Origin of the sequence: Agrococcus jenensis (assembly GCF_003752465.1) — a bacterium.
GTDB lineage: Bacteria > Actinomycetota > Actinomycetes > Actinomycetales > Microbacteriaceae > Agrococcus > Agrococcus jenensis.
In genome coordinates this window covers 2,044,161-2,065,073 of the sequence record NZ_RKHJ01000001.1, presented here as the reverse complement: position 1 = coordinate 2,065,073, position 20,913 = coordinate 2,044,161, and the positions used below count along the sequence as shown (strand labels likewise).

The window sequence follows — 20,913 nt, the reverse complement described above, 5'->3', positions numbered from 1 at the left end:
CCGGACTCGGAGCCGGCGTCGCCTGAGACGCCCACCCTAGCGAACCCCGCGGGCCCGTGGCGCCGTCACGGCAGCCCCGCGAGCTGGCGCAGCAGCGCGGCCGTCGCGGCGGCTGCTGCGACCGCAACGATGAAGGGTGCGCGCACCGCGAAGAGGCCCGCCGCGACCGCGACCGCGGGGATCCGCGCGTCGAGCACGATCCCGCCGTCGCCGCCGAGCATCTGCACGGCGACGAGCCCCGCGAGCAGCGACACGGTGAGCAGCTCGAGCGTGCGGCGCGGCCGCGGCTGGTCGAAGAGCCGCGGCGGCACGGCGTAGCCGAGCAGCTTGATCGCGAGCACCGCGATGCTCGCGAGCAGGATGAGGTGCCAGGTCGTCATGGGCGCCCGCCCCGCGGACGCGTCGGTCCGGCGTGACGGGAGCCGTGCACCTCGGCAGGACCCGGGTCGGGCAAGCGCGACTCGTGCTTCGGCCCGAGCCAGTTCGTCAGCCCGACGACGACGCCGACCGCCGCGGCGACGATCACGGGGAGCCCCGCGGGCAGCACCGGCAGCAGCGACGCCGCGACCACCGCGCTCGCCGCGGCCACCGCGATCGCCTGCCGCGCGCGCAGCCGGGGCCAGAGCAGGCCGACGAACGCGGCCGCGGCAGCCGCGTCGAGCCCCCACTGCTTGGGGTCGCCGAGCAGGTCGCCGAGCAGCGCGCCCGCGAGCGTCGCGAGGTTCCACCCCACCCAGATGCCGACGCCCGTGACCCAGAAGCCGACGCGCTGGGCGCGCGCGTCGGGCTGCGCGAGCGCCACGGCCGTCGACTCGTCGATCGTCACGTGCGCCGCGACCGGGATCATCGCGCCGCGGGGCGCCACCACCCGGCGCATGCTCATGCCGTAGAGCGCGTTGCGCAGCCCCAGCATCGCCGCGCTCGCCACGCCCGCGATGCCGCCGCCCGCGGCCATCACGCCGATGAACGCGAACTGCGAGCCGCCCGAGAACATCAGCGCGCTCAGCACCATCGTCTGCCAGAGGTCGAGCCCCGCGGTGATCGAGAGGGCGCCGAACGAGAGCCCGTACGCGCTCGTCGCGATGACGACGCTGAGCCCCGCGCGCCACGCGCGCCGCTCCGCATCCGTCTGCACCGGACCAGCGTACGTTGAGGGCATGCACCTGATCGTCGGCGACGACCGCCTCGCGCGCCCGCTGTGGGCCGCGTCCGACCCGCTGCTGCGCGACTACTACGACCGCGAGTGGGGCATGCCCGTGCGCGACGAGACCGGCCTCTTCGAGCGGCTCTCGCTCGAGGCCTTCCAGTCGGGGCTGTCGTGGTCGACGATCCTGCGCAAGCGCCCGGCGTTCCGCGCGGCGTTCGCGGGCTTCGACCCGGATGCCGTGGCCGCGTTCGACGACGCCGACGTCGCGAGGCTCATGGACGACGCCGGCATCGTGCGCAACCGCCGCAAGATCGACGCGACGATCGGCAACGCGCGCGCCACGGTGGCGCTGCGCGCCGAGGGCGGGCTCCCGGCGCTCGTCTGGTCGTTCCAGCCGGAGTCGACGCCCGCGCCCGAGACGTTCGCCGACGTGCCGACGCAGTCGCCGGAGTCGATCGAGCTCTCGAAGGCGCTCAAGCGCCGCGGCTTCGCGCACGTCGGCCCCACCACGATGCACGCGCTCATGGAGGCGGTCGGGATCGTCGACACCCACCTGGTCGGCTCGCACCGACGCGGCTCGAGCGGCGTCTGGACGGCCGAGGGGCGGCGAGCATGAGCCGCATCCTCATCGTGCAGTCGCGGCCCGAGGACGACGTCGCCGCTGCCGAGCTCGAGGCGATGGTGCGCTTCGGGCGCCTCGACGAGGGCCGCGTCGAGCGCATCCGGCTCGACCGCGACCAGCCCGCCATCGACCTGGCCGGCGTCGACGCCGTGCTCATCGGCGGCGGCCCCGCGAACTTCAGCGACGACCCCGAGCTGCGGCCCGCGGCGCACGCCGGCGTCGTGCCGTGGCTCACCGCGCTCGCGACGCAGGTGATCCGCGACGACATCCCCTACCTCGGCGCGTGCCTCGGCCTCGGCGCCGTCGTGCACGCGCTCGGCGAGCGGATGGTGCGGGGCATCGCGGAGTCGGTCGCGCCCGTCGAGCTGAGCCTCGTCGGCGAGGACTGGCTCATCGAGGGCCTCCCCCGCGCGTTCACCGCGTTCGGCGGCCACAAGGAGGGCATCCGCGAGGCCCCCGCGGGCTCGGTCGCGCACCCCGTCACGACGCTGGCCGTCTCCGCCGCCTGCGTGCACATGCTGCGGGTGGGCGAGCACGTCGTCGCGACGCAGTTCCACCCCGAGCTCGACGCCGACGGCCTTGAGCAGCGCATCCGCGCCTACCGCGACCACGGCTACTTCTCCCCCGACGAGGTCGACGACCTCGTCCGTGCCGGCCGGGCCGCGCACGTCGAGCATCCGCAGACCATCCTCGCCCGCTTCGCCGAGCGGTACGGGCTCACGCGATGACCCGGGTGGTCGCGGCCTTCGACGCGTTCAAGGGCAGCCTGACGGCGCTCGAGGCATGCGAGGCGGCCGCCCGCGGCGTGCGCGCCGCGGTGCCCGGCGCCGAGGTCGTGCTCGTGCCGATGGCGGACGGCGGCGAGGGCAGCCTCGACGCGCTGCTCGCGCGCGGCGGCGAGCTGCGGTCGACCGCGACGGTCGACGCGATCGGGAGGCCCGCGATCGCGCAGTGGACGCTCGACGGCGGCCACGCGGTGATCGAGCTCGCCCAGGCCGCGGGCCTGCCCCAGGTCGAGGACGCGCAGCTCCGGCCGCTCGAGGCGTCGACCGAGGGGCTGGGCCGCGTCGTGCTCGACGCGCTCGATGCCGGCGCGACGGAGCTGACGCTGCTGCTCGGCGGCTCCGCCACCACGGACGGCGGCGCCGGGGTGCTCACCGCGCTCGGCGCACGGCTGACCGATGCCGCGGGCAGCCCCGTCGGCGCGGGCGGCGGCGGCCTCGGCGCGCTCGAGCGCATCGACGTGACGGCGATCGATCCGCGGGCGCTGGCCGCGCGCTGGCGCTTCGTCACCGACGTGGACGCACCCCTCACCGGGCCGCGCGGTGCGGCCGCGGTCTTCGGGCCGCAGAAGGGCGCGACGCCCGCCGAGGTCGCGACCCTCGACGCCGCCCTCGGCCGGCTCGCGAGCGCCGCGGCCACCGCCCTCGGCGTGGAGCGCGCGGCGATCGCCGACGTGCCGGGCGCCGGGGCGGCCGGTGGCGCCGCGAGCGTGCTGCGCGCCCTCACCGGCGGCGAGATCGTCGCGGGCGGCGCCTGGTTCGCGGGACTCGTCGGCCTCGACCGGGCGATCGCCGGCAGCGCGCTCGTGCTCACCGGCGAGGGCAGGTTCGACGGCCAGTCAGCAGGCGGCAAGGTCGTCTCGGTCGTGCACGCCGCCGCCCGCGCACAGGGCGTGCAGCTCTGCGTGCTCGCGGGTGCGGTCGACGCGCACGCCGCCGCGGCGATGGGCGTGCCGGCGATCTCGATCGCGGCCGGGCCGGCGGACCTCGGCGCGCTGCAGCGCGACGCGGCCGACCTGCTCGCCGCAGCCGCGGCATCCGTCGCCCGGCTCACCCTCCGCGAGGCGCCGTAGCGCCGGCACGCGACGGCTGGACACGCCGCTCGCGGGGAGTCAGACTGCGTGCATGGATGAGGCGGACACGCCGATCCGCACGCCTGACCAGCGGCTGCGCGTCTTCGTCAGCTCCACGCTGAAGGAGCTGGCGGCCGAGCGCCAGGCGGTCCGGTCGGCGATCGAGGGGCTGCAGCTCGCGCCGGTGATGTTCGAGCTGGGATCCCGGCCGCACCCGCCCCGCTCGCTCTACCGCTCCTACCTCGCGCAGAGCGACGTCTTCGTGGGCATCTACGGCGAGCGCTACGGCTGGGTGGCGCCGGGCGAGGCGGTCTCGGGGCTCGAGGACGAGTACGCGCTCTCCGGTGAGCTGCCGTCGCTCATCTACGTGCTCGACCCCGCGCCGGAGCGCGAGCCGCGGCTCGCGGCGCTGCTCGACCGCATCCGCGCCGACGACCGCGTGTCGTACCGCGCCTACCGCGACGCCGACGAGCTGGCGACGCTCGTGCGGCAGGACCTCGCGACGCTGCTCGCGGAGCGCTTCGACGCCGGCCGGCCGCGCGGCGCGCTGCGCGCCGACGCGATGCCGGGCATCCCCGCGCCCTACAGCGCGATCGTCGGCCGCGACGCCGAGCGCGACGCGCTGCTCGCGATGCTCGACCGCCCCGACGTGCGGATCGTGACGATCGTGGGCGACGGCGGCATCGGCAAGTCGCGGCTCGCGATCGAGGTGGCGGGGGCGGCCGCGGCCGCCGGTCGCCCGGTCGCCTTCGCGATGCTCGAGACGATCACCGTGCCGGAGCGGGCCATCACCGTGATCGCCCGCTCGCTCGGCGTGCGCGACACCGGCGACGCGCCGCTCGAGCAGAAGGTCGTCGAGGCGCTCGCCGATCGCGACGTGCTGCTCGTGGTCGACAACCTCGAGCACGTGCTGGGCGCCGTCGGGCTGCTCGTGCGGCTCATCGGCGCCGCCCCGCGGCTGACGCTGCTCGTGACGAGCCGCTCGCCGCTGCGCGTGCGCGCGGAGCGGCTCTTCCCGCTCGGTCCGCTCGACGCCGCCGCAGCGGCGGCGCTCTTCGAGGAGCGCGCGGCCGCCGTCCGACCGGGCTTCCGACTGGGTCCCGAGAACGAGGCGACGGTCGCCGAGATCTGCCGCCGGCTCGACGGCAGCCCGCTCGCGATCGAGCTCGCGGCCGCGCGCATGGTGTGGATGCCGGTCGACGAGCTGCTGCGCCGGCTGGAGTCGGCGCTCACCCTGCTCGTCGGCGGCGCGCGCGACCTGCCCGAGCGCCAGCAGGCGCTGCGCAGCACGATCCAGTGGAGCGTCGACCTGCTCGATCCGAGCGCCACCGAGGCGCTCACCGCGCTCGCCGTGCCCGCCGGCCCGTTCGCGGGCAGCACCGCCGAGCAGGTGCTGGGCGCCGCCGGCATCGCCGATCCGACCGCCGCGATCACCGCCCTCGCCGAGGCGAGCCTGCTGCGCCACGAGGACCATCGGGGCGCGCCGATGCTCGCGCTGCCCGTGCTCGTCCGCGCGTTCGCGCGGGAAAACGGACCCGCGTCGCTGCTCGAGACCGCCAGGGCGGCGTGGATCGACCACTACCGGCAGGTCGCGTCGGATGCGGAGGCGGCGATGCGGGGCGCGTCGCAGCTCGCGACGCTGCGACGGCTCGACCTCGAGGCCGAGAACCTCGGCGGCGTCGTGCGGCTGCTGCTCGACGACCGCCGGCTCGACGACGCCGCCGAGCACGCGTGGTCGCTCTACCTCTACCACTGGATCGCCGGCCACCTCGGACTCGTGCGCGAGTGGATGACCGAGCTGCTCGCGCTCGCCGAGCGCGAGTCGATCCCGCTCGGCGTGCGCACGCGAGCGATCGCGCTCTACTACACCCACGCCATCCGCTTCTGGCAGGAGCCGACGTCGGACGTCGTGCCCGGGATGCAGGCCTCGCGCGACCTCTTCGCGGAGGCGGAGGACCCCGGCGGCGCCGCCCTCGCCGACGTCTCGATCGGCCTGGGACTGCTGACGCTGCCCGACGGGCCCGACGTTCCCGCCGCGACCGCCGTGCTCGAGCGCAGCCGCGCCGGCTTCCGCGCCGTCGGGGATGCGTGGGGCGAGGCGATGACGCTCGTGATGCTCGGCCGGATCGCCCTGCTCACCGGCGACATCGGCGGGGCGCGCGAGCGCTTCGAGGAGAGCCTCGCGCTCGCGACGGCGCAGCACGAGCTGCTCGGCATCGGCATCGCTCGCAACCACCGCGGCTGGGCGCGGCTGTTCGCGGGCGACGTCGAGGGCGCGGCTGACGACCTCGGCACGAGCCTCGACGAGTCGCTCGCGCTCGGGCACGACGAGGGCGTCGCGTACGGGCTCGAGGGCTTCGTCGGCGTGCGCGGCGCCCAGGGCGACGCGGTCACCGCGGGCGTGCTGCAGGGCGCGGCGCAGTCGTTGCGGCGCCGGAAGGGCGCGCTCAACCGCAGCGGGTTCGACTTCTCGACGATGGTCGTCGCGCGGCTGCGGGATGGCGGGGCGGGCGAGTCGTTCGACGGCGCGGCCCAGCGCGGCGCGACGATGCCGCTCGTCGACGTGCTCGCGCTGGTCCGCGCACCATGATCGAGCGGCCGCTGCCGGCGACGCGCTGGATCGCGCTCGCGATCGTGCCGTTCCTCGTCGTCGCCGTCGTGGTGCTCTTCGCGGCGCCCGAGCGCACGGGCGAGCTGTTCGCGTGGCCGATCGCCCCACCGCTCTCGGCCTTCGTGCTCGCCTCCGCGTATCTCGGCGGCATCGCCTACTTCCTCGCCGTCTGGCGCACCCCGAGCTGGCACCGCGTGCGGCACGGGCTGCCGGCGGTGGCGGTGTTCGCCACCGCGCTGCTCGTCACGACGCTGCTGCACCTCGACCGCTTCTCGGCCAACCTGCCGTTCGCCGTGTGGCTCGTGCTCTACGCGACCACGCCGGTCGCGATGGTGTGGCTGCTCGTGGTGCAGCGCGGGCACGGTCCCGGCGCGCGCCGGGGTGCGGTGCCGGAGGGCGACGTGGCGATCCCCGCCGCGGTGCGCGTCGCGCTCGCGGCGATCGGGCTCGCGGCGCTCGCGGCCGGCGCCGCCGCGCTCGTGGTGCCCGCGTGGCTCGCGGAGCTCTGGGCATGGCAGCTGACACCGCTCACCGCTCGCGCGACCGGCGCCGTGCTCACCCTCACCGGCGTCGTGAACCTCGCGATGCTGGGCGACCGGCGATGGAGCGCCTTCCGCATCCTCTACGGCGCCCAGCTGCTGAGCCTCGCCGCGATCGTCGTCTCGCTCGTCGTCCGCCGCGACGACCTGCTGTGGGACCGCCCCCTCACGGTGCCGTTCCTCGCCCTCGTGGCCGCCGCCCTGCTCGCCTACGGCGCCGTCACCGTGTGGTGCGAGCTGCGGCTGCGGCGCGCGCGCGCCACGGCGTGACTCAGGCCGCTGCGTCCCGAAGGCCGCCCGCCGCCTCGAGCAGCTCGATCGCGCGGATGCGCTCCGCGGTCGTGCCGTGCACGGCCATGATGAGCTCGTCGGCGTCGGCCTCCACCTGGAAGCGGCGGAGGGTCGCCACCGCCTCGTCACCGGTGCCGAGGGCCGTGTTGCGCACCATCGTCGCGATGTGCGCCGCCTGCGGGCTCGCCGCGAGCGCGTCGAGCTCGTCGTCGCCGACCTGCTGCGCGATCGGGCTGTCGCGCAGCAGCAGGCCGCGCACGCGCGCCCGCACGAGCTCGCGCTGCATCTGCATCGCCTCGTCGCGCGAGGGCGCGACGACCGCGTTGATGCCGGCGATCACGAACGGCGCGTCGAGCTGCGCGCTCGGCTCGAACCGCTCGCGGTAGACCGCGACGGCCTGGTGCAGGGCGTCCGGCGCGAAGTGCGACGCGAAGGCGTACGGGAGGCCGAGGGCGGCCGCGAGCTGCGCGCCGAAGAGCGACGAGCCGAGGATCGTCAGCGGCACGTTCGTGCCGTGGCCGGGCACCGCCTTGATGCCGGGCACCGTCGGCGAGCCCGACAGGTAGCCCTGCAGCTCGACGACGTCCTCGGGGAACCGCTCGGAGGCGCGGATGTCGCGGCGCAGCGCCGTCCACGTGCGCTGGTCGGTGCCGGGCGCGCGGCCCAGTCCCAGGTCGATGCGGCCGGGGTGCAGCTCGGCGAGCGTGCCGAACTGCTCGGCGATCACGAGCGGCGAGTGGTTGGGCAGCATAACGCCGCCGGCGCCGAGCCGGATCGTCGACGTGTGCGCGGCGACGTGGGCGATCAGCACGCTCGTCGCGCTCGACGCGATCGTCGCCATGTTGTGGTGCTCGGCGTACCAGACGCGGGCGTAGCCCAGGCGCTCGGCCGCCTGGGCGAGCTCGACGGAGCCGGCGAGGCTGGCGCCTGCGGTCTCTCCAGGGGCGATCGGGGCGAGATCCAGCACAGACAGACGCATCCGACCAGCCTAGGCCGGGCGGGTGCCGGGCGTCGGCGCCCTTCGCTCTCAGCGGATCAGATCGCCTCGAGCACCACCGCGGAGCCCTGGCCGCCGCCACCGCAGATGCCGCTCGCGCCGATCGCGCCGCTGCCCAGCTGCTGCAGGCGACGGGCGAGGTGCCCGACGATGCGCGCGCCGGATGCGCCGATCGGGTGGCCCAGCGAGACGGCACCGCCGTTGGCGTTGACGATCTCGGGGTCGACGCCGAGCTGCCGCGTCGACGCGACGCCGACCGCCGCGAACGCCTCGTTGATCTCGACCGCCTGCAGGTCGCTCGCCGACCTGCCCGCGCGTCGGAGCGCCTGCTCGATCGCGTCGGCGGGCTGCGAGTGCAGCGACACGTCCGGGCCGGCGACGAAGCCGGTCGCGAGCACGCGGGCGAGGCCGGTGATGCCGTGCTCGGTCGCGTAGGCGTCCGACACGAGCACGACCGCAGCGGCGCCGTCGGTGATCTGCGAGGCGTTGCCGGCGGTGATCGACCCCTCCGGGGTGAACGCGGGGCGCAGCGCGGCGAGCGACTCGACGGTGGTCTCCGCGCGCACGCCGTCGTCGACGGCCACGGTCACGGTCTTCCGGCCGGCCTTCGCCTCGAACGGCACGATCTCGCCGTCGAGCGTCCCGTCGGCCTGCGCGCGCACGAGCCGGGCGTGCGACGCGGCGGCGAACTCGTCCTGCTGCTCGCGCGTGACCTCGAACGCGGCGTTGTAGCCGTCGGTCGACTCCCCCATGGGCACGTGCTCGAAGGCATCCGTCAGCCCGTCGAACTGCATCGTGTCGGTGAGCGAGAGCTGCCCGAACTTCGCGCCGGCGCGCATCGGCGCGGCATGCGGTGCGAGCGTCATCGACTCCTGGCCGACGGCGACGACGACGTCGGCCTCGCCGAGCTGGATCATGCGGTGGCCGGTGACGATCGCCTCGGTGCCCGAGAGGCACACGGCGTTGACGCCGAGCGCCGGCACGGTCATCGGGATGCCGGCGCCCACCGCCGTCTGGCGCGGCGGGTTCTGCCCCACGGCGGCCTGCAGCACCTGGCCGACGATGACGGCGTCCACCTCGGTCGCGGCGATCCCGGCCTTCTCGAGCGCGTGCTTCGCCGCGTGGGCGCCGAGCGCCGTCGAGGGCACCTGGGCCAGCTGCCCCAGGAACTTGGCGAACGGGGTGCGCGCGTAACCGGCGATGATCGTCTCGGGCATGGGGCTGCTCCTTCGCAGTCGGGATGCGACCAGGGTACCCGCGCTCACCCGGTCTGCGAGTGCGGGGCCGAGACCGGCTTGGACTCGGGCGAGCCCCGCTCGCGCAGCCAGATCGACGCCCAGACGATCGCCGCGACGGCGAGGAACTCGCTCTGCCAGTTCTGCATCGACTCGAACCAGAACTGCGACGTGCCGAGGTAGCCCAGCACCGAGACCGGCTCGCCGCCGTGCTGCAGCTGCTCCTCGTTGTACGCCCCGGCACCCCCGATCGCGTGGAGGGCCATCGACAGCAGGAACAGCACCGAGAAGAAGATGAGCAGCGAGTGCTCGTAGAGCTTGAGCACCATCCCGCCGCGCCGCACCGGCCAGGGCGTCGCTGCGGTGACGCGCGCGTGCCGCGGGTCCTCGTCGACCGGCTCCTCGCTGTCCGGGTCCTTCGACTCCGCGGAGCCGCGCTGGAACAGGTAGGCGGTCAGCAGCACGTACGACGCCATCTGCAGGAACTCCGACTCCCAGTTCTCGAACGTCGCCTCGGCGAAGTCGGGCGTCGCGAGGTAGGCGAGCGGCGAGATCGGCTCGCCGCCGTGCTGCACCTGCTCGTCGGATGCGACCGCCGCGCCGGTCACGACCATCGCGGCGAGCGTGGCCACGAAGATGCCGAGCAGCACGAGCAGCAGCCCGTGGTCGCGCAGCCAGCTGCTGGAGCGGAAGCGTCTCGCCATGATGTCTCCTCTCCCGGAAGGTGCGCTCACGGTACTCCCGGGATCGGGGAGTACAACGGGAGTCCCGACGAGAGGAGTCGCAGCGATGAGCGACCAGCAGAGCCCCGACGAGCGCACCGTCGACCCCGAGGACCGCGACGCGCAGCCGCTCGACGAGCAGCAGCAGGACGCCGAGACCGAGGAGGACACCGCCTCGGGCGGTGCCCCGCAGCCGCCGGCCTGACGACGGCAGCACGAAGGGCCGGGCGCGCTGCCCGGCCCTTCGTCGTGTCAGGCGGTGGTCAGCGGTCCGTGCGCTGCTCGTCCGCCGGCCACTGGTCGGCGGTGTCCTCGTGGCCCGCGGTCTCGTCGGGCTGCGCGCCCTCCTGGTACCACTGCTGCGCGGAGTCCTGGTGCCCGCCCTCGGTGGCCACCTCGTCGGCACCCGCGGTGCCGGCGGTCGTCCCCGCGCTCGCCCCGCCGCTCGCCCCGCCGTTCGCCTCGCCCGCGATGTTCACCATCCACAGCACGCCCCAGCGGTCGACGAGCATGCCGAACGTGTCGCCCCACGGCGACTCGACGAGCGGCTCGAGGACGTTCGCGCCGTCGCGGAGCGCCTCCCAGTAGCGGGTGAGCGCGACGGCGTCGTCGCCGGAGAGCGAGACCTGCTGCGTGCCGTTCGGCTGCGGCATCGTCGGGGGCGTGTCGGCACCCATGAGCGTGTGCCCGTCGGCCGTCGTGAGCTGCGCGTGCATGACCAGGTCGGCGTCGTCGGCGCCCTGGTTCATGCCGGACTCGCCGAAGGTGCTGACGACCAGGTCGCCGCCGAACACGCCGTGGTAGAAGTTCATCGCCTCGCGCGCTTGGCGGCCGAACGCGAGATAGGGGTTGAGCAGGGTTGCCATGCGGACTCCTCGGTCTTGACTCCGTGCGGCGGTCGGCCGCGTGCCGCCAGCATGGCGCAGCCGCACCCCGTGCGCCAGAGCGGAGGCTGGACGGACTTGGCGGCGCGGTCGCGTAGCGTTGCAGGCATGACCGACTCGACGATCCAGGTGTACGGCGCCGACTGGTGCAGGGACTGCCGACGCACGAAGCAGCAGCTCGACGGCCTCGCCGTCGACTACGCCTACATCGACGTCGAGCACGACGACGCGGCGGCGCAGCGCGCGCAGCAGATCGCCGGTCGGATGAACATCCCGGTCGTCGTCTTCCCTGACGGCACCCACCAGGTGGAGCCGTCGAACGCCGACGTCGAGGCGAAGCTGCGCGAGCTCAGCCTGCTCTGAGCCGCGTCACGCGGGGAGCGGCAGCCGCAGCTCGGCCGTGAGCCCGCCCTCGTCGTTGCGCGCGAGCTCGACGTCGCCGCCGTTGCGACGGGCGAGCTCCGCGACGATCGCGAGGCCCAGGCCCGTGCCGGCCACGTTCGCGCGCTCCGCGCCCGGCGCGCGGTAGAAGCGCTCGAACGCCTGCGCGAGCTCCTCGTCGGTCATGCCCGGCCCGGTGTCGGCGACGACGAGCAGGGCCATCCCGTCGTCCTCGCGCGCGGCGAGGCGGATGCGGCCATCCTCGGGCGTGAACTTGATCGCGTTCATGAGCAGGTTCGTGATCGCCCGCAGCACGTCGCCGCGCGCGCCGAGCACGGCCACGTCGCCGGGCGCGATGGAGACCTCGATCCCCTTGGGGTCGCTGACCACCCGCAGGTTCGCGACCACCTCCTCGAACACCGCGACGCCGCTCAGCTCGTCGAGGTGCTGCGGCCTGGTCGGCGCGGTCGCGCCGCCGCTGAGCGTCAGCAGGTCCTCGACGAGCTCGGCGAGGCGGTGCGCGTTGCGGTCGATCACGTCGAGCCAGCCGCGCTTCGCGGGCGCGACGGCCTCGGAGTCCGCGAGCAGCTCGGTGTACCCGACGATGCTCGTGATCGGCGTGCGCAGCTCGTGGCTCGTCGTCGCGAGGAAGTCGTCGCGCTGGCGCTCGAGCTCGGCGCGGATGGAGCGCGCCGACTCGCGCTCGACCTCGGCCTCCACCTGCGTCTGCTGCGCCTGCAGGATCGAGGTCACGTCGAGCAGCTGCACGGCGAAGCGGTCCTCGTCGCCCTCGATAGCGTTGGCCGCGACGGTGATCGAGCGGCCGCCGACGGTGGTGACCGAGGTCTGCTCGGCGCTGTGCAGCGCCTGGACCGCGGCGACCTCGATGCGACCGGCCCACACGTCGCGGTGGCCGAGCTCGGGATCGAGCAGCGAGCGCGCCGCGCGGTTGGTCCAGACGACCCGCGTCTCGTCGGCGTGCCGCACCGCGATCGCGAGGCCGATCCGCGCGTCGACGAGGCTGCCGCTCAGCAGCAGCGTCGAGGCGTCGAGCCGACGGGAGAGGGCGCGCAGCTCGTACTGCGCCGAGCACAGCACCACCCCGAACCCGGCGAAGCTGACCAGCAGCACCTCGAGCAGCGCGGCGCCCTCGACGATGCCGATCGCCTCGCCGCTGAAGGGTCCGCCGCCGGCGAGCGTGAGGACGAGCATCGCGAGCGACGCGACGAGCGTCTCGAGCAGCACGAGGCGGATCGGGAACCGGAAGGCCGCCCATGCCAGGAACGGGTAGAGCGTGAAGGCGAGCGGCAGCGACACCTCGGGGTGGAACACGACGGCGATCGCGAGCGCGAGCAGCGACGCCTGCACGGCCATCTCCAGCACGCCGGCACGGACCGGTATGCGCGGCGGCAGCGCGGCGAAGGGCGCGATCGTGAGCATCGCCGCCGCGTGCGACGCGGCGACGAACGGCGCGGTCGGCCAGAGCTCGCCGTCGCCGACGAGGGCGCGTGCGGCACCGATGAGCGCACCCCCGACGACGGCGGAGACCGCGGTGGCGCTCGCGAACCGCAGCGCGGCCCGCAGCGACGAGAGGCGGAAGGTGTGCCGCCACGGCTGCAGCACGCCGAGCGCGGCCGCCGTGCCGATCGTGTCCGCGACGCCGAAGGCGATCGCGAGCGGCAGCGGCCGTCCGCCGATCGCGTTCGCCGCGGCGGTGGCGACGAGCGCGAGCGCGAGCGCGAGCGGGATGCGACCGGCCGGCAGGAGCATGGCGAAGCCGAGCGCGATGCCGGCCGCCGGCCACCAGACGGCCACGCCGGTGCCCGGCGGCGCGAAGGCCGCACCGCCGACGCCGGCTGCGAGCAGCAGCGCCGCGGCGAGCACCCAGCCCCACCACGGCACCGGGCGGTGCGGCGGGTGCGCGGCGTCCGCGTACGGCGCCGCCGCTGCGGGCGTGGTGCTCATGAACCAGAAACCTACGCGCCCCGACGCCCCCGCGCGGCGCACGACGCCGCCGTAGGCTGGTTCGGAGCGAAGGAGCACGGCCATGCGAGACCGCACCCGCCTGAGCGCGACGACGCGAGCGGCCGTCGTCATCGGCATGGTCGCCCTGACCGCGACCGCCTGCGCGCCGGTCGAGCAGCCGACGCCGAGCTTCAGCCCGATCGCGACGGGCGCGACCACCGAGCCCCCGCCGACCGCCTCCTTCGACCGCGGATCGCTCGAGGCGCCCGCCGAGGTGGCGACCGGGCTCGAGGCGCCGTGGTCGATCGCGTTCACCGACACCGGGGCCGCGCTCGTGAGCCAGCGCGACGCCGCCACCATCCTGGAGCTGGCGCCGGACGGCGGGGCGACGGCCATCGTGAAGGTCGCGGGCGCGGCGCCGCGCGGCGAGGGCGGGCTGCTGGGCATCGCCGTCGGCGATGGGCATCTCTACGCGTACGTCACGACCGCAGAGGACAACCGCGTGCTGCGCACGACCGTCTCGGGCGATCCCGGCAGCCTCGTCTTCGGCGAGCTCGAGACGGTGCTGGAGGGGCTCCCCGCCGCGGGCAACCACAACGGCGGCCGCATCGCCTTCGGCCCGGACGGCATGCTCTACGTGACCGCCGGCGATGCCGGCGAGCCCAGCAGGGCCCAGGATCCCGAGAGCCTCGCGGGCAAGATCCTGCGGCTCGAGCCCGACGGCAGCATCCCCGCCGACAACCCGATCCCCGGCTCCGCCGTCTACTCGCTCGGGCACCGCAACCCGCAGGGGCTCGCGTGGGACGACGACGGAGCGCTCTGGGCGACGGAGTTCGGCCAGGACACCTGGGACGAGCTCAACCGCATCGAGCCGGGCTCGAACTACGGCTGGCCGACCGTGGAGGGCATCGCCGCCGACGAGCGCTTCGCCGATCCCGTGCAGCAGTGGCCGCCCAGTGAGGCGAGCCCGAGCGGCATGGCGCACGCCGACGGCCGGCTGTGGATCGCGAACCTCCGAGGGCAGTCGATGCGCGAGGTCGACCTCGGCTCCCCTGCCGAGTCGACCGTCCACTGGCTCGGCCGCTTCGGGCGCATGCGCGACGTCGTCGCCGCGCCGGACGGCGCGCTCTGGGCGCTCACGAGCAGCACCGACGGCCGTGGCTCCCCCGCGGAGGGCGACGACCGCATCCTCGCCTTCGCGCCCTAGCCGGCGTCAGAGCTCCTCGTACACCCGCGGGTCCTGGTCCGCGAGCCGGCCGTCGGCGCGCCCGAGCGCCGTGATGGCCGCGACCTCGTCGTCGGTGAGCGTGACGTCGACCGCGCCCAGGTTCTCGCGCTGGCGCTCGGCCGACGCCGCCTTCGGCAGCGGCACCGCGCCGCGCGCGATCGCCCACGCGAGCACGACCTGCCCGGCGGTCGCCTCATGCGCGGCGGCGATCTCGGCGATCTCCGGCCGGTCGAGGATGTCGTTGCCCCGTCCGAGCGGACTCCACGCCTGAGTGATGATGCCGTGCTCGCGGTCGAAGGCCAGCTGCTCCTCCTGCGGGAAGTACGGGTGCAGCTCGACCTGGTTCACCTCCGGCAGCACGCCGGTCTCCGACCGCAGCCGCTCGAGGTGCTCGGGCAGGAAGTTGCAGACGCCGATCGCCCCCACGAGGCCGCGCTCCTTCGCCTCGACGAGCGCGCCCCACGCCTCGACGTACTGCCCGATCCTCGGGTTGGGCCAGTGGATGAGGTAGAGGTCGAGCGATGCGAGACCCGTCCGCGCCACGCTCTCCTCGATCGTCGCGATCGCGGCGTCGTGCGCGTGGTGCCGGCCGGGCAGCTTCGACGTGACGATGAGGTCGCCGCGCTCGACGCCGTGGCGGTCGGCCGCGCGGGCGGCGGCGCCGACCGAGCCCTCGTTCTCGTAGTTGAAGGCGGAGTCGAGCAGCCGGTAGCCGCCCTGGATGGCGCGCTCGATCGCCGCCGATCCTGCGCGGCCCTTGAGCCGGTACGTGCCGAAGCCGAGCACCGGGAGGGTGAGGCCGCTGTGCGCGGTGGTGGTGGGGATCATCGGAGCTCCTCTCGCGTGCACCCTACGCGTCGGCGCCGTCAGTGGTGCGCGGGGTGCTGCCGCTCGAGCGCGGCGCCCTCGACGTCCACGTTCGGGATGATGCGGTCGAGCCATCGGGGCAGCCACCACGCGCCCTTGCCGACCAGGTGCATGATCGCCGGCACCAGCAGCATCCGCACCACGAACGCGTCGAGCAGCACGCCGAGCGAGAGCCCGAGGCCCATCGCCTTGATGATGACCGACTCCGAGGCGATGAAGCCCGCGAAGACGGCGATCATGATGAGGGCGGCCGCGACCACGACGCTGCGGCCGGCGCGGAAGCCGCGCGCGACCGCGAGGCGCGCCTCCGCGCCGTGCATGTACGCCTCGCGCATCCCGGTCGTGAGGAAGAGCTGGTAGTCCATCGCCAGGCCGAAGAGGATGCCGACGAGGATGACCGGCAGGAAGCTGAGGATCGGGCCCGGCTGGTGCACGCCGAACAGCTCGCCGAGCCAGCCCCACTGGAACACCGCGGTGACGGCGCCGTAGGTCGCGAAGAGCGAGAGCACGAAGCCGCCGGTGGCGATGAGCGGCACGAGCAGCGAGCGGAAGACCATCACCATGATGAGGAACGAGAGCCCCACGACGACCGCGAGGTAGAGCGGCAGCGCGTCGGCGAGCCCCTCGGAGATGTCGATGTTGCTGGCGGCCTGGCCCGCGACGCCGAGCGCCATGTCGCCGTCCACCGGCGGCATCGTGCGCAGCTCGCGCACGAGCGCCTCGGTCGACTCGCTGTTGGGGCCCTCCGCGGGCACGACCTGGAACACCGCGAGGCGCTCGTCGTCCGAGACGGCGATGGGGGCGACCGCGACGACGTCGTCCTGGGCCGCGAGCTCCCGGGCGACGGTGAGCTGTCGCTCCTCGACCTCGAGCTCGTCGAGGTCGCCCGGCAGGGCGGCCGTGACGAGCAGCGGGCCGTTCTGACCCTCCCCGAAGGCAGCCTCGGTGAGCGTGAACGCGCGGTAGGCGGTCGAGTCCGCCGCCTCGGAGCCGCCGTCGGGCAGGCCCAGGCGCATCGAGAGCGACGGGATGGCGATCGTGAGCAGCACCGCGACCGCGAGCACGGCGCTGATGATCGCGCGTGCGTTCGACATCGGCCGCACCGCCTGCAGCGCATCCGCCGTGGATCCGTCGGCCTCGGCCGCGGCGGCCTTCGCGATCGCGCGGCGGCTGAGGATGCGACGGCCGGCGAGGCCGAGCAGCGCGGGCGTGGCCGAGATCGCGATGAGCACCGCGACCGCGACGCTCACGGCGCCCGAGACGCCCATCAGGCCGAGGAAGGGGATGCCGGTGATGCCGAGCGCGAGCAGCGCGACGATCACGGTGATGCCGGCGAAGACGACCGCGTTGCCCGCGGTGCCGTTCGCGAGCCCGATCGACTCGACGACGTCGGCGCCGCGCAGCAGCTGCTTGCGGTGCCGGTAGATGATGAAGAGCGCGTAGTCGATCCCGACCGCGAGGCCGAGCATGAGGCCGAGGATGGGCGTCACCGACGCCATCTGCACGAGCCCGGAGAACGACAGCATCGCCATCGCGCCGATCGCGACGCCGAAGATGGCGGTGACGATCGGGAGCGCCGCCGCGAGCAGCGAGCCGAGCACGACGACGAGCACGACCGCCGCGAGCGCGACGCCGACCGCCTCGCCGACGCCGACGATCTCCGGCACGCCCTGCGCGATGTCGGTCGAGAACGAGATCTCGACACCGTCGATCGGCTGCGACAGGAAGTGCGCCATGGTGGCGTCCTTCGACTCCTGCGGCAGCTCGAGGCGGGTCTCGGTGTACGAGACGGTGACGAGCGCGGTCGCGCCGTCGTCCGAGACGAGCCGGATGCCGTCGGCGAGCTCGAGCAGCTCGGTGCCGCGCTCGAGGCGGGCCGCTTGGGTCTCGAGCTCGGCCTGGCCCTCGTCGAGCTGGGCGCGCTGCTCCTCGACGACCGCGCGCTGCGCATCGAGCTGCGCCTGCTGGGCGTCGAGCTGAGCGGTCGGGAAGCCCGCGGCCTCCGCCTGCGCGCGGCCGGCGTCGAGCGCGGCCTGGCCGGCCTCGAGCTGGGCGGCGCCCGCCTCGAGCTGCGCGCGGCCGTCGTCGATCTGCTGCTGTCCGGCCTCGAGCTGCGCGCGGCCGTCCTCGAGCTGGCGCTGCTGCTCGGCGCGCTCCTCCTCGGTGGCGAAGGGGTCGTTCACCGCGGCGACGTCGGGCAGCCCCTCGGCGCCGTCGATGAGCGCCGTGACTTGCTCGCGCTGCTCGTCGGTGATCGCGCCATCGGTGGCGTGCACGACCACGGTGCCCGTCGCGCCGGCGAAGTCCGGCAGCTCCTGCTCGAGCTCGGCGATCACGTCGCCGGAGGCGGTGCCGGGGATGTCGAAGCTCGACGAGAGCCCCTTGAAGCCGACGAGGAAGCCGCCGACGGCGACGCCGAGGATGACGATCCAGGCGATCAGGACCGTCCACGCGCGACGTGCGGCGAACGTTCCGAGGCGGTGCAGCAGCTCGGCCAATGGGTGCCCTTCCAGCTCCGCGAGAGCGCGTGGCCGGGCCAGGCGCTCCCGACTCCGACAAGCCCGCCTAAGATAACACGCAACGTCTCGTCTATGATCCGAGGAGGACCCGTGGCTCTACCCCGCACCGGCCCCGTCCGCAGCGAGCCGGCGCGCATCGCGATCCTCGAGGCGACCGCCGCGCTCTTCGCAGAGGTCGGCTACGACCACCTCACGATCGAGGGCATCGCCGCGCGCGCGGGCGTCGGCAAGCAGACGATCTACCGCTGGTGGGGCTCGAAGGGACCGCTGGTCGCCGAGTGCCTGCTCGAGGGCCGGCTGCTGCCCGGCCGCCTCGCGCTGCCCGACACCGGGGACGTGCGCGCCGACATGGCTGCGTGGCTCACGACCGTCTTCCGCGTCATGGAGGCCGAGCAGCGCCTCGTGCTCTCGCTCATCGCGGCAGCCGCCGAGCATCCGGAGGTCGGCGCGGGCCTGCGCGACAGCCTCACCGGCTCCGCGTCGATCTCCGGCCGGCTGGACGCCGCGATCGGGACGACCGCCAACCTCCAGCCGGGGGCGCTGACCGGCGAGCTCGCGGAGGCGCTCATCGGCGCGGTGGTGCTGCGCGCGCTCAGCCGCGAGCCGGCCGGGCCGGCCGACGCCGAGCGCTTGCTCGACGCCGTGCTCGGCGCGCCGACCGGCTGACCGCCGAGGCTACGGTCGCAGCAGCACCTTGCCGACGCGGCCGGGCGTCAGGCTCGCGAGCACGGCGCCCCGCACGTCGTCGAACCCGTGCACGCTCGAGACGGGCAGCGTCAGCTCGCCCGTGCCGATCCGCTCCGAGAGCTCTGCGAAGAGCCGCTGCTTGAGCGCCGGCGCCATCTGGCGGCTCACCATGCTGCCCCAGAAGCCGCGCACCGTCGCCTGCTTGAAGATGAGGTCGCCCGACGACAGCTCGAGCGTCGGCGAGCCCATCGCACCGAACGCCACGAGCGTGCCGCCCTCCGCGAGCACCGACAGCACATCGCCTGCCGACGAGCCGCCGACCGAGTCGACGCCCGCCACGATCGGCGCCCCGCCCGTGATGGCGCGGATGCGGTCGGCCCAGCCGTCCTCGGAGGTCGCCACGACGTCGTCGATGCCCGCGTCGCGCAGCTCGTCGACGCCCTCGGGGCGACGCACGAGACCGACGACGCGCACGCCCCGTGCTCGCGCGAGCTGCGCGACCATCCGGCCGACCGCGCCGTTCGCAGCGTTCTGCACGATCCACTGCCCGGGCTCGAGCGAGAGGGCCTCGAGCAGGCTGATGGCGCTGAACGGCATCGCGACCAGCTGCGCGGCGGCCTGGTCGGGCAGCCCCGCAGGGGCGGGCATGAGCGCCACCGCGTCCGCGACGAACTGCTCGGCCCAGACGCCGAAGATGCCACCCGCGATCACGCGGTCGCCGACCGCGAGCGCCTCGACGCCCTCGCCGACCGCCTCCACCACGCCGACCGCCTCGGTGCCGCTCGCGGCGGGCAGCTCCGGCTTGAAGCCATAGGTGCCGCGCACGGTCCAGAGGTCGTGGTTGTGGATGGTGGCGAGCGTCGTGCGCACGCGGACCTGGCCGGGGCCGGGCTCGGGGGTGGGGCGGTCGAGGACGTGCAGCACGTCCTCCGGCTCGCCGAACTGCTCATGGACGATGGCACGCATGCGTGCTCCTCTCGGTCGGGTGTGTCAGGTGGGTCGGTGAGTGCTCACGCCACGGGGCGGCTACGCGCGCGCCATCGGCGACGGAGCGCATCCCATGCGCCGGTCGACCACAGGGCGACCGCGACGAGCACGGGCTGGAAGAACAGGCGGCCGAAGCGTGCGGCGTCGGAGTCGAGGCCGAAGCCGTCGCGCCCCTCCGCCCACTGCGCGATGTTGCCGGGGAAGACCGCGACGAAGAACGCGGCGACGATCCATCCCACGAGCGCGCGGTGGCGCCGGACGACGATGAGCGCGATGCCCAGGACGATCTCGACGACGCCCGATGCCACGACGGTGACGTCGGTGTCGAGCGGCACGAAGCCGGGCACTTGCGCCTGGAACTCGGTGCGGGCGAACGTGAGGTGGCCGATGCCGGCGAAGGCGAGCGCCGCGCCGAGCAGCACCCGCACGATCGCGCGCGCCACGTCAGTCGTCCGAGACGGCGATGGAGACCTCGATGTTGCCGCGGGTCGCGTTCGAGTAGGGGCAGACGGTGTGGGCGGCGTCGACGAGCTCGCGGGCGCGGTCCTCCGCGACGCCGGGCAGCACGACCTCGAGGTGCACCGACAGCTGGAAGCCGCCGGAGCCGTCCGGGCCGATCTGCACGCGGCTGCCGACGCTCGAGTCGGTGAGGCGCTCGCGCTGCGAGCGCGCGACCGACTGCAGCGCGGAGTGGAAGCACGCGGCATAGCCGGCGGCGAAGAGCAGCTCGGGGTTGGCGCCCGCGCCGGAGCCGCCCATCTCCTTCGGCACGGCCATCTCGAGGTCGAGCCGGCCGTCGACCGTCGTCACGCGACCGTCGCGGCCGGCTCCGGTCGACAGTGCCTCTGCGGTGTACAGCACGTCCATGGTGCTCCTCTCGTCTCGACGGCGCGGATGCGTCGTCATCGTCGTCCGGTGACCGACGAGGGATCGTCGGTCACCGCGTGCATCGATGCGGTGATGCCGTGCAGGGTCGCCAGCATCCGCTCGCCGTCGACGTCGCCGTCGAGGCCGAGCCCGCGTGCCACCGCGGACGGGATGTGCGCGAGCTCGGCCCGGAGCGCGACGCCGCGCGGGGTGGTGCGCACCTCCACGACGCGGCCGTCGGCGCTGCTGCGCTCGCGCACGACGAGGTCGTCGCGCTCCATGCGCGCGAGCAGCGGCGACAGCGTGCCGCTGTCGAGCTGCATCTGCTCGCCGAGGTCCTTCACGCTCTGCGGCCCCTCGACCCAGAGCGTGACGAGCACGAGGTACTGCGGGTACGTGAGGCTCCACGGCTCCAGCAGCGCGCGGTACGCCTGCGTCGTGGCGCGGGCGGCGGAGTAGAGCGCGAAGCAGACCATCCGGTCGGTCACGGGCTGCGAGGGCATGGCTCG

Annotated in this window: 22 protein-coding genes; 9 read left to right on the top strand and 13 right to left on the bottom strand. The window is 74.5% G+C overall.

The genetic code is table 11. The features are described from left to right. Window positions 1–65 precede the first annotated feature (65 nt). Complete coding sequence (locus tag EDD26_RS10175; RefSeq protein ID WP_123697610.1) at window positions 66–380, bottom strand: AzlD domain-containing protein; 315 nt, start codon at window positions 378–380, stop codon at window positions 66–68. After that, window positions 377–1,159, bottom strand: a complete 783-nt coding sequence (locus EDD26_RS10170) for an AzlC family ABC transporter permease (RefSeq protein WP_123697609.1) — start codon at window positions 1,157–1,159, stop codon at window positions 377–379. Before EDD26_RS10170 ends, EDD26_RS10175 begins: the two co-directional genes overlap by 4 nt. On the opposite strand from EDD26_RS10170, the gene EDD26_RS10165 reads away from it, so the two are divergent. The 5 genes from EDD26_RS10165 to EDD26_RS10145 are packed head-to-tail and all read left to right on the top strand — an operon-like array spanning window position 1,158 to window position 7,044. Next, complete coding sequence (locus EDD26_RS10165; protein WP_123697608.1) at window positions 1,158–1,763, top strand: DNA-3-methyladenine glycosylase I; 606 nt, start codon at window positions 1,158–1,160, stop codon at window positions 1,761–1,763. The genes EDD26_RS10170 and EDD26_RS10165 overlap by 2 nt on opposite strands. Then, the gene (locus EDD26_RS10160; protein WP_123697607.1) at window positions 1,760–2,497 is read left to right on the top strand and encodes a glutamine amidotransferase-related protein; all 738 of its coding nucleotides are present in this window, start codon (window positions 1,760–1,762) and stop codon (window positions 2,495–2,497) included. The genes EDD26_RS10165 and EDD26_RS10160 overlap by 4 nt, the downstream gene beginning before the upstream one ends. Beyond that, complete coding sequence (locus EDD26_RS10155; RefSeq protein ID WP_123697606.1) at window positions 2,494–3,624, top strand: glycerate kinase; 1,131 nt, start codon at window positions 2,494–2,496, stop codon at window positions 3,622–3,624. Before EDD26_RS10160 ends, EDD26_RS10155 begins: the two co-directional genes overlap by 4 nt. A 52-nt stretch (window positions 3,625–3,676) precedes the next feature. Continuing rightward, window positions 3,677–6,214 (top strand): ATP-binding protein, encoded by a 2,538-nt coding sequence (locus EDD26_RS10150; protein ID WP_123697605.1) that lies wholly within the window; start codon window positions 3,677–3,679, stop codon window positions 6,212–6,214. After that, a complete protein-coding gene (locus tag EDD26_RS10145; RefSeq protein ID WP_123697604.1) occupies window positions 6,211–7,044 on the top strand; it encodes a hypothetical protein in 834 nt (277 codons plus the stop codon). The genes EDD26_RS10150 and EDD26_RS10145 overlap by 4 nt, the downstream gene beginning before the upstream one ends. A 1-nt stretch (window position 7,045) precedes the next feature. Here the strand turns inward: EDD26_RS10145 and EDD26_RS10140 are convergent, their stop codons facing one another. From EDD26_RS10140 to EDD26_RS10130, 3 genes are read right to left on the bottom strand one after another with little or no spacing between them, the layout of a single operon-like run. Then, window positions 7,046–8,044 (bottom strand): LLM class flavin-dependent oxidoreductase, encoded by a 999-nt coding sequence (locus tag EDD26_RS10140; RefSeq protein ID WP_123697603.1) that lies wholly within the window; start codon window positions 8,042–8,044, stop codon window positions 7,046–7,048. A 56-nt stretch (window positions 8,045–8,100) separates the two neighbouring features. Beyond that, window positions 8,101–9,279, bottom strand: a complete 1,179-nt coding sequence (locus EDD26_RS10135; RefSeq protein WP_123697602.1) for an acetyl-CoA C-acyltransferase — start codon at window positions 9,277–9,279, stop codon at window positions 8,101–8,103. 44 nt (window positions 9,280–9,323) lie between these two features. Beyond that, the gene (locus tag EDD26_RS10130; RefSeq protein ID WP_123697601.1) at window positions 9,324–10,001 is read right to left on the bottom strand and encodes a DUF6766 family protein; all 678 of its coding nucleotides are present in this window, start codon (window positions 9,999–10,001) and stop codon (window positions 9,324–9,326) included. An 85-nt stretch (window positions 10,002–10,086) separates the two neighbouring features. Between EDD26_RS10130 and EDD26_RS14730 the strand changes: the two genes are divergently transcribed. Then, on the top strand, window positions 10,087–10,224 hold the full coding sequence (locus tag EDD26_RS14730) for a hypothetical protein (RefSeq protein WP_170165608.1): 138 nt from the start codon (window positions 10,087–10,089) through the stop codon (window positions 10,222–10,224). 58 nt (window positions 10,225–10,282) lie between these two features. Here the strand turns inward: EDD26_RS14730 and EDD26_RS10125 are convergent, their stop codons facing one another. Next, window positions 10,283–10,885 carry a VOC family protein gene (locus tag EDD26_RS10125; RefSeq protein ID WP_123697600.1) on the bottom strand — a complete coding sequence of 201 codons (603 nt, stop codon included), beginning with the start codon at window positions 10,883–10,885 and terminating at the stop codon, window positions 10,283–10,285. A 126-nt stretch (window positions 10,886–11,011) separates the two neighbouring features. On the opposite strand from EDD26_RS10125, the gene EDD26_RS10120 reads away from it, so the two are divergent. Next, window positions 11,012–11,266 carry a glutaredoxin domain-containing protein gene (locus EDD26_RS10120; RefSeq protein ID WP_123697599.1) on the top strand — a complete coding sequence of 85 codons (255 nt, stop codon included), beginning with the start codon at window positions 11,012–11,014 and terminating at the stop codon, window positions 11,264–11,266. A 6-nt stretch (window positions 11,267–11,272) separates the two neighbouring features. On the opposite strand, the gene EDD26_RS10115 is transcribed toward EDD26_RS10120, so the two are convergent. Next, a complete protein-coding gene (locus tag EDD26_RS10115) occupies window positions 11,273–13,249 on the bottom strand; it encodes a sensor histidine kinase (protein WP_170165607.1) in 1,977 nt (658 codons plus the stop codon). 82 nt (window positions 13,250–13,331) lie between these two features. On the opposite strand from EDD26_RS10115, the gene EDD26_RS10110 reads away from it, so the two are divergent. After that, a complete protein-coding gene (locus tag EDD26_RS10110; protein ID WP_245989848.1) occupies window positions 13,332–14,456 on the top strand; it encodes a PQQ-dependent sugar dehydrogenase in 1,125 nt (374 codons plus the stop codon). 6 nt (window positions 14,457–14,462) lie between these two features. On the opposite strand, the gene EDD26_RS10105 is transcribed toward EDD26_RS10110, so the two are convergent. After that, window positions 14,463–15,305, bottom strand: a complete 843-nt coding sequence (locus EDD26_RS10105) for an aldo/keto reductase (protein WP_123697596.1) — start codon at window positions 15,303–15,305, stop codon at window positions 14,463–14,465. Between the two features lie 38 nt (window positions 15,306–15,343). After that, window positions 15,344–17,842: an MMPL family transporter gene (locus EDD26_RS10100; RefSeq protein ID WP_123697595.1), complete on the bottom strand. Its 2,499-nt coding sequence runs from the start codon at window positions 17,840–17,842 to the stop codon at window positions 15,344–15,346. 111 nt (window positions 17,843–17,953) lie between these two features. Between EDD26_RS10100 and EDD26_RS10095 the strand changes: the two genes are divergently transcribed. After that, window positions 17,954–18,529, top strand: coding sequence for a TetR/AcrR family transcriptional regulator (locus EDD26_RS10095; protein WP_123697594.1), 576 nt, complete (start codon window positions 17,954–17,956; stop codon window positions 18,527–18,529). A gap of 9 nt (window positions 18,530–18,538) precedes the next feature. Here EDD26_RS10095 and EDD26_RS10090 read toward each other — a convergent pair whose 3' ends face one another. The 4 genes from EDD26_RS10090 to EDD26_RS10075 are packed head-to-tail and all read right to left on the bottom strand — an operon-like array spanning window position 18,539 to window position 20,907. After that, window positions 18,539–19,516 (bottom strand): zinc-binding dehydrogenase, encoded by a 978-nt coding sequence (locus EDD26_RS10090; protein WP_123697593.1) that lies wholly within the window; start codon window positions 19,514–19,516, stop codon window positions 18,539–18,541. 44 nt (window positions 19,517–19,560) lie between these two features. Next, on the bottom strand, window positions 19,561–19,980 hold the full coding sequence (locus EDD26_RS10085; RefSeq protein WP_123697592.1) for a DoxX family protein: 420 nt from the start codon (window positions 19,978–19,980) through the stop codon (window positions 19,561–19,563). 1 nt (window position 19,981) lies between these two features. Beyond that, window positions 19,982–20,404 (bottom strand): organic hydroperoxide resistance protein, encoded by a 423-nt coding sequence (locus tag EDD26_RS10080; RefSeq protein ID WP_123697591.1) that lies wholly within the window; start codon window positions 20,402–20,404, stop codon window positions 19,982–19,984. Window positions 20,405–20,439: 35 nt separating this feature from the next. After that, complete coding sequence (locus EDD26_RS10075) at window positions 20,440–20,907, bottom strand: MarR family winged helix-turn-helix transcriptional regulator (protein WP_245989847.1); 468 nt, start codon at window positions 20,905–20,907, stop codon at window positions 20,440–20,442. Between the last annotated feature and the right edge of the window lie 6 nt (window positions 20,908–20,913).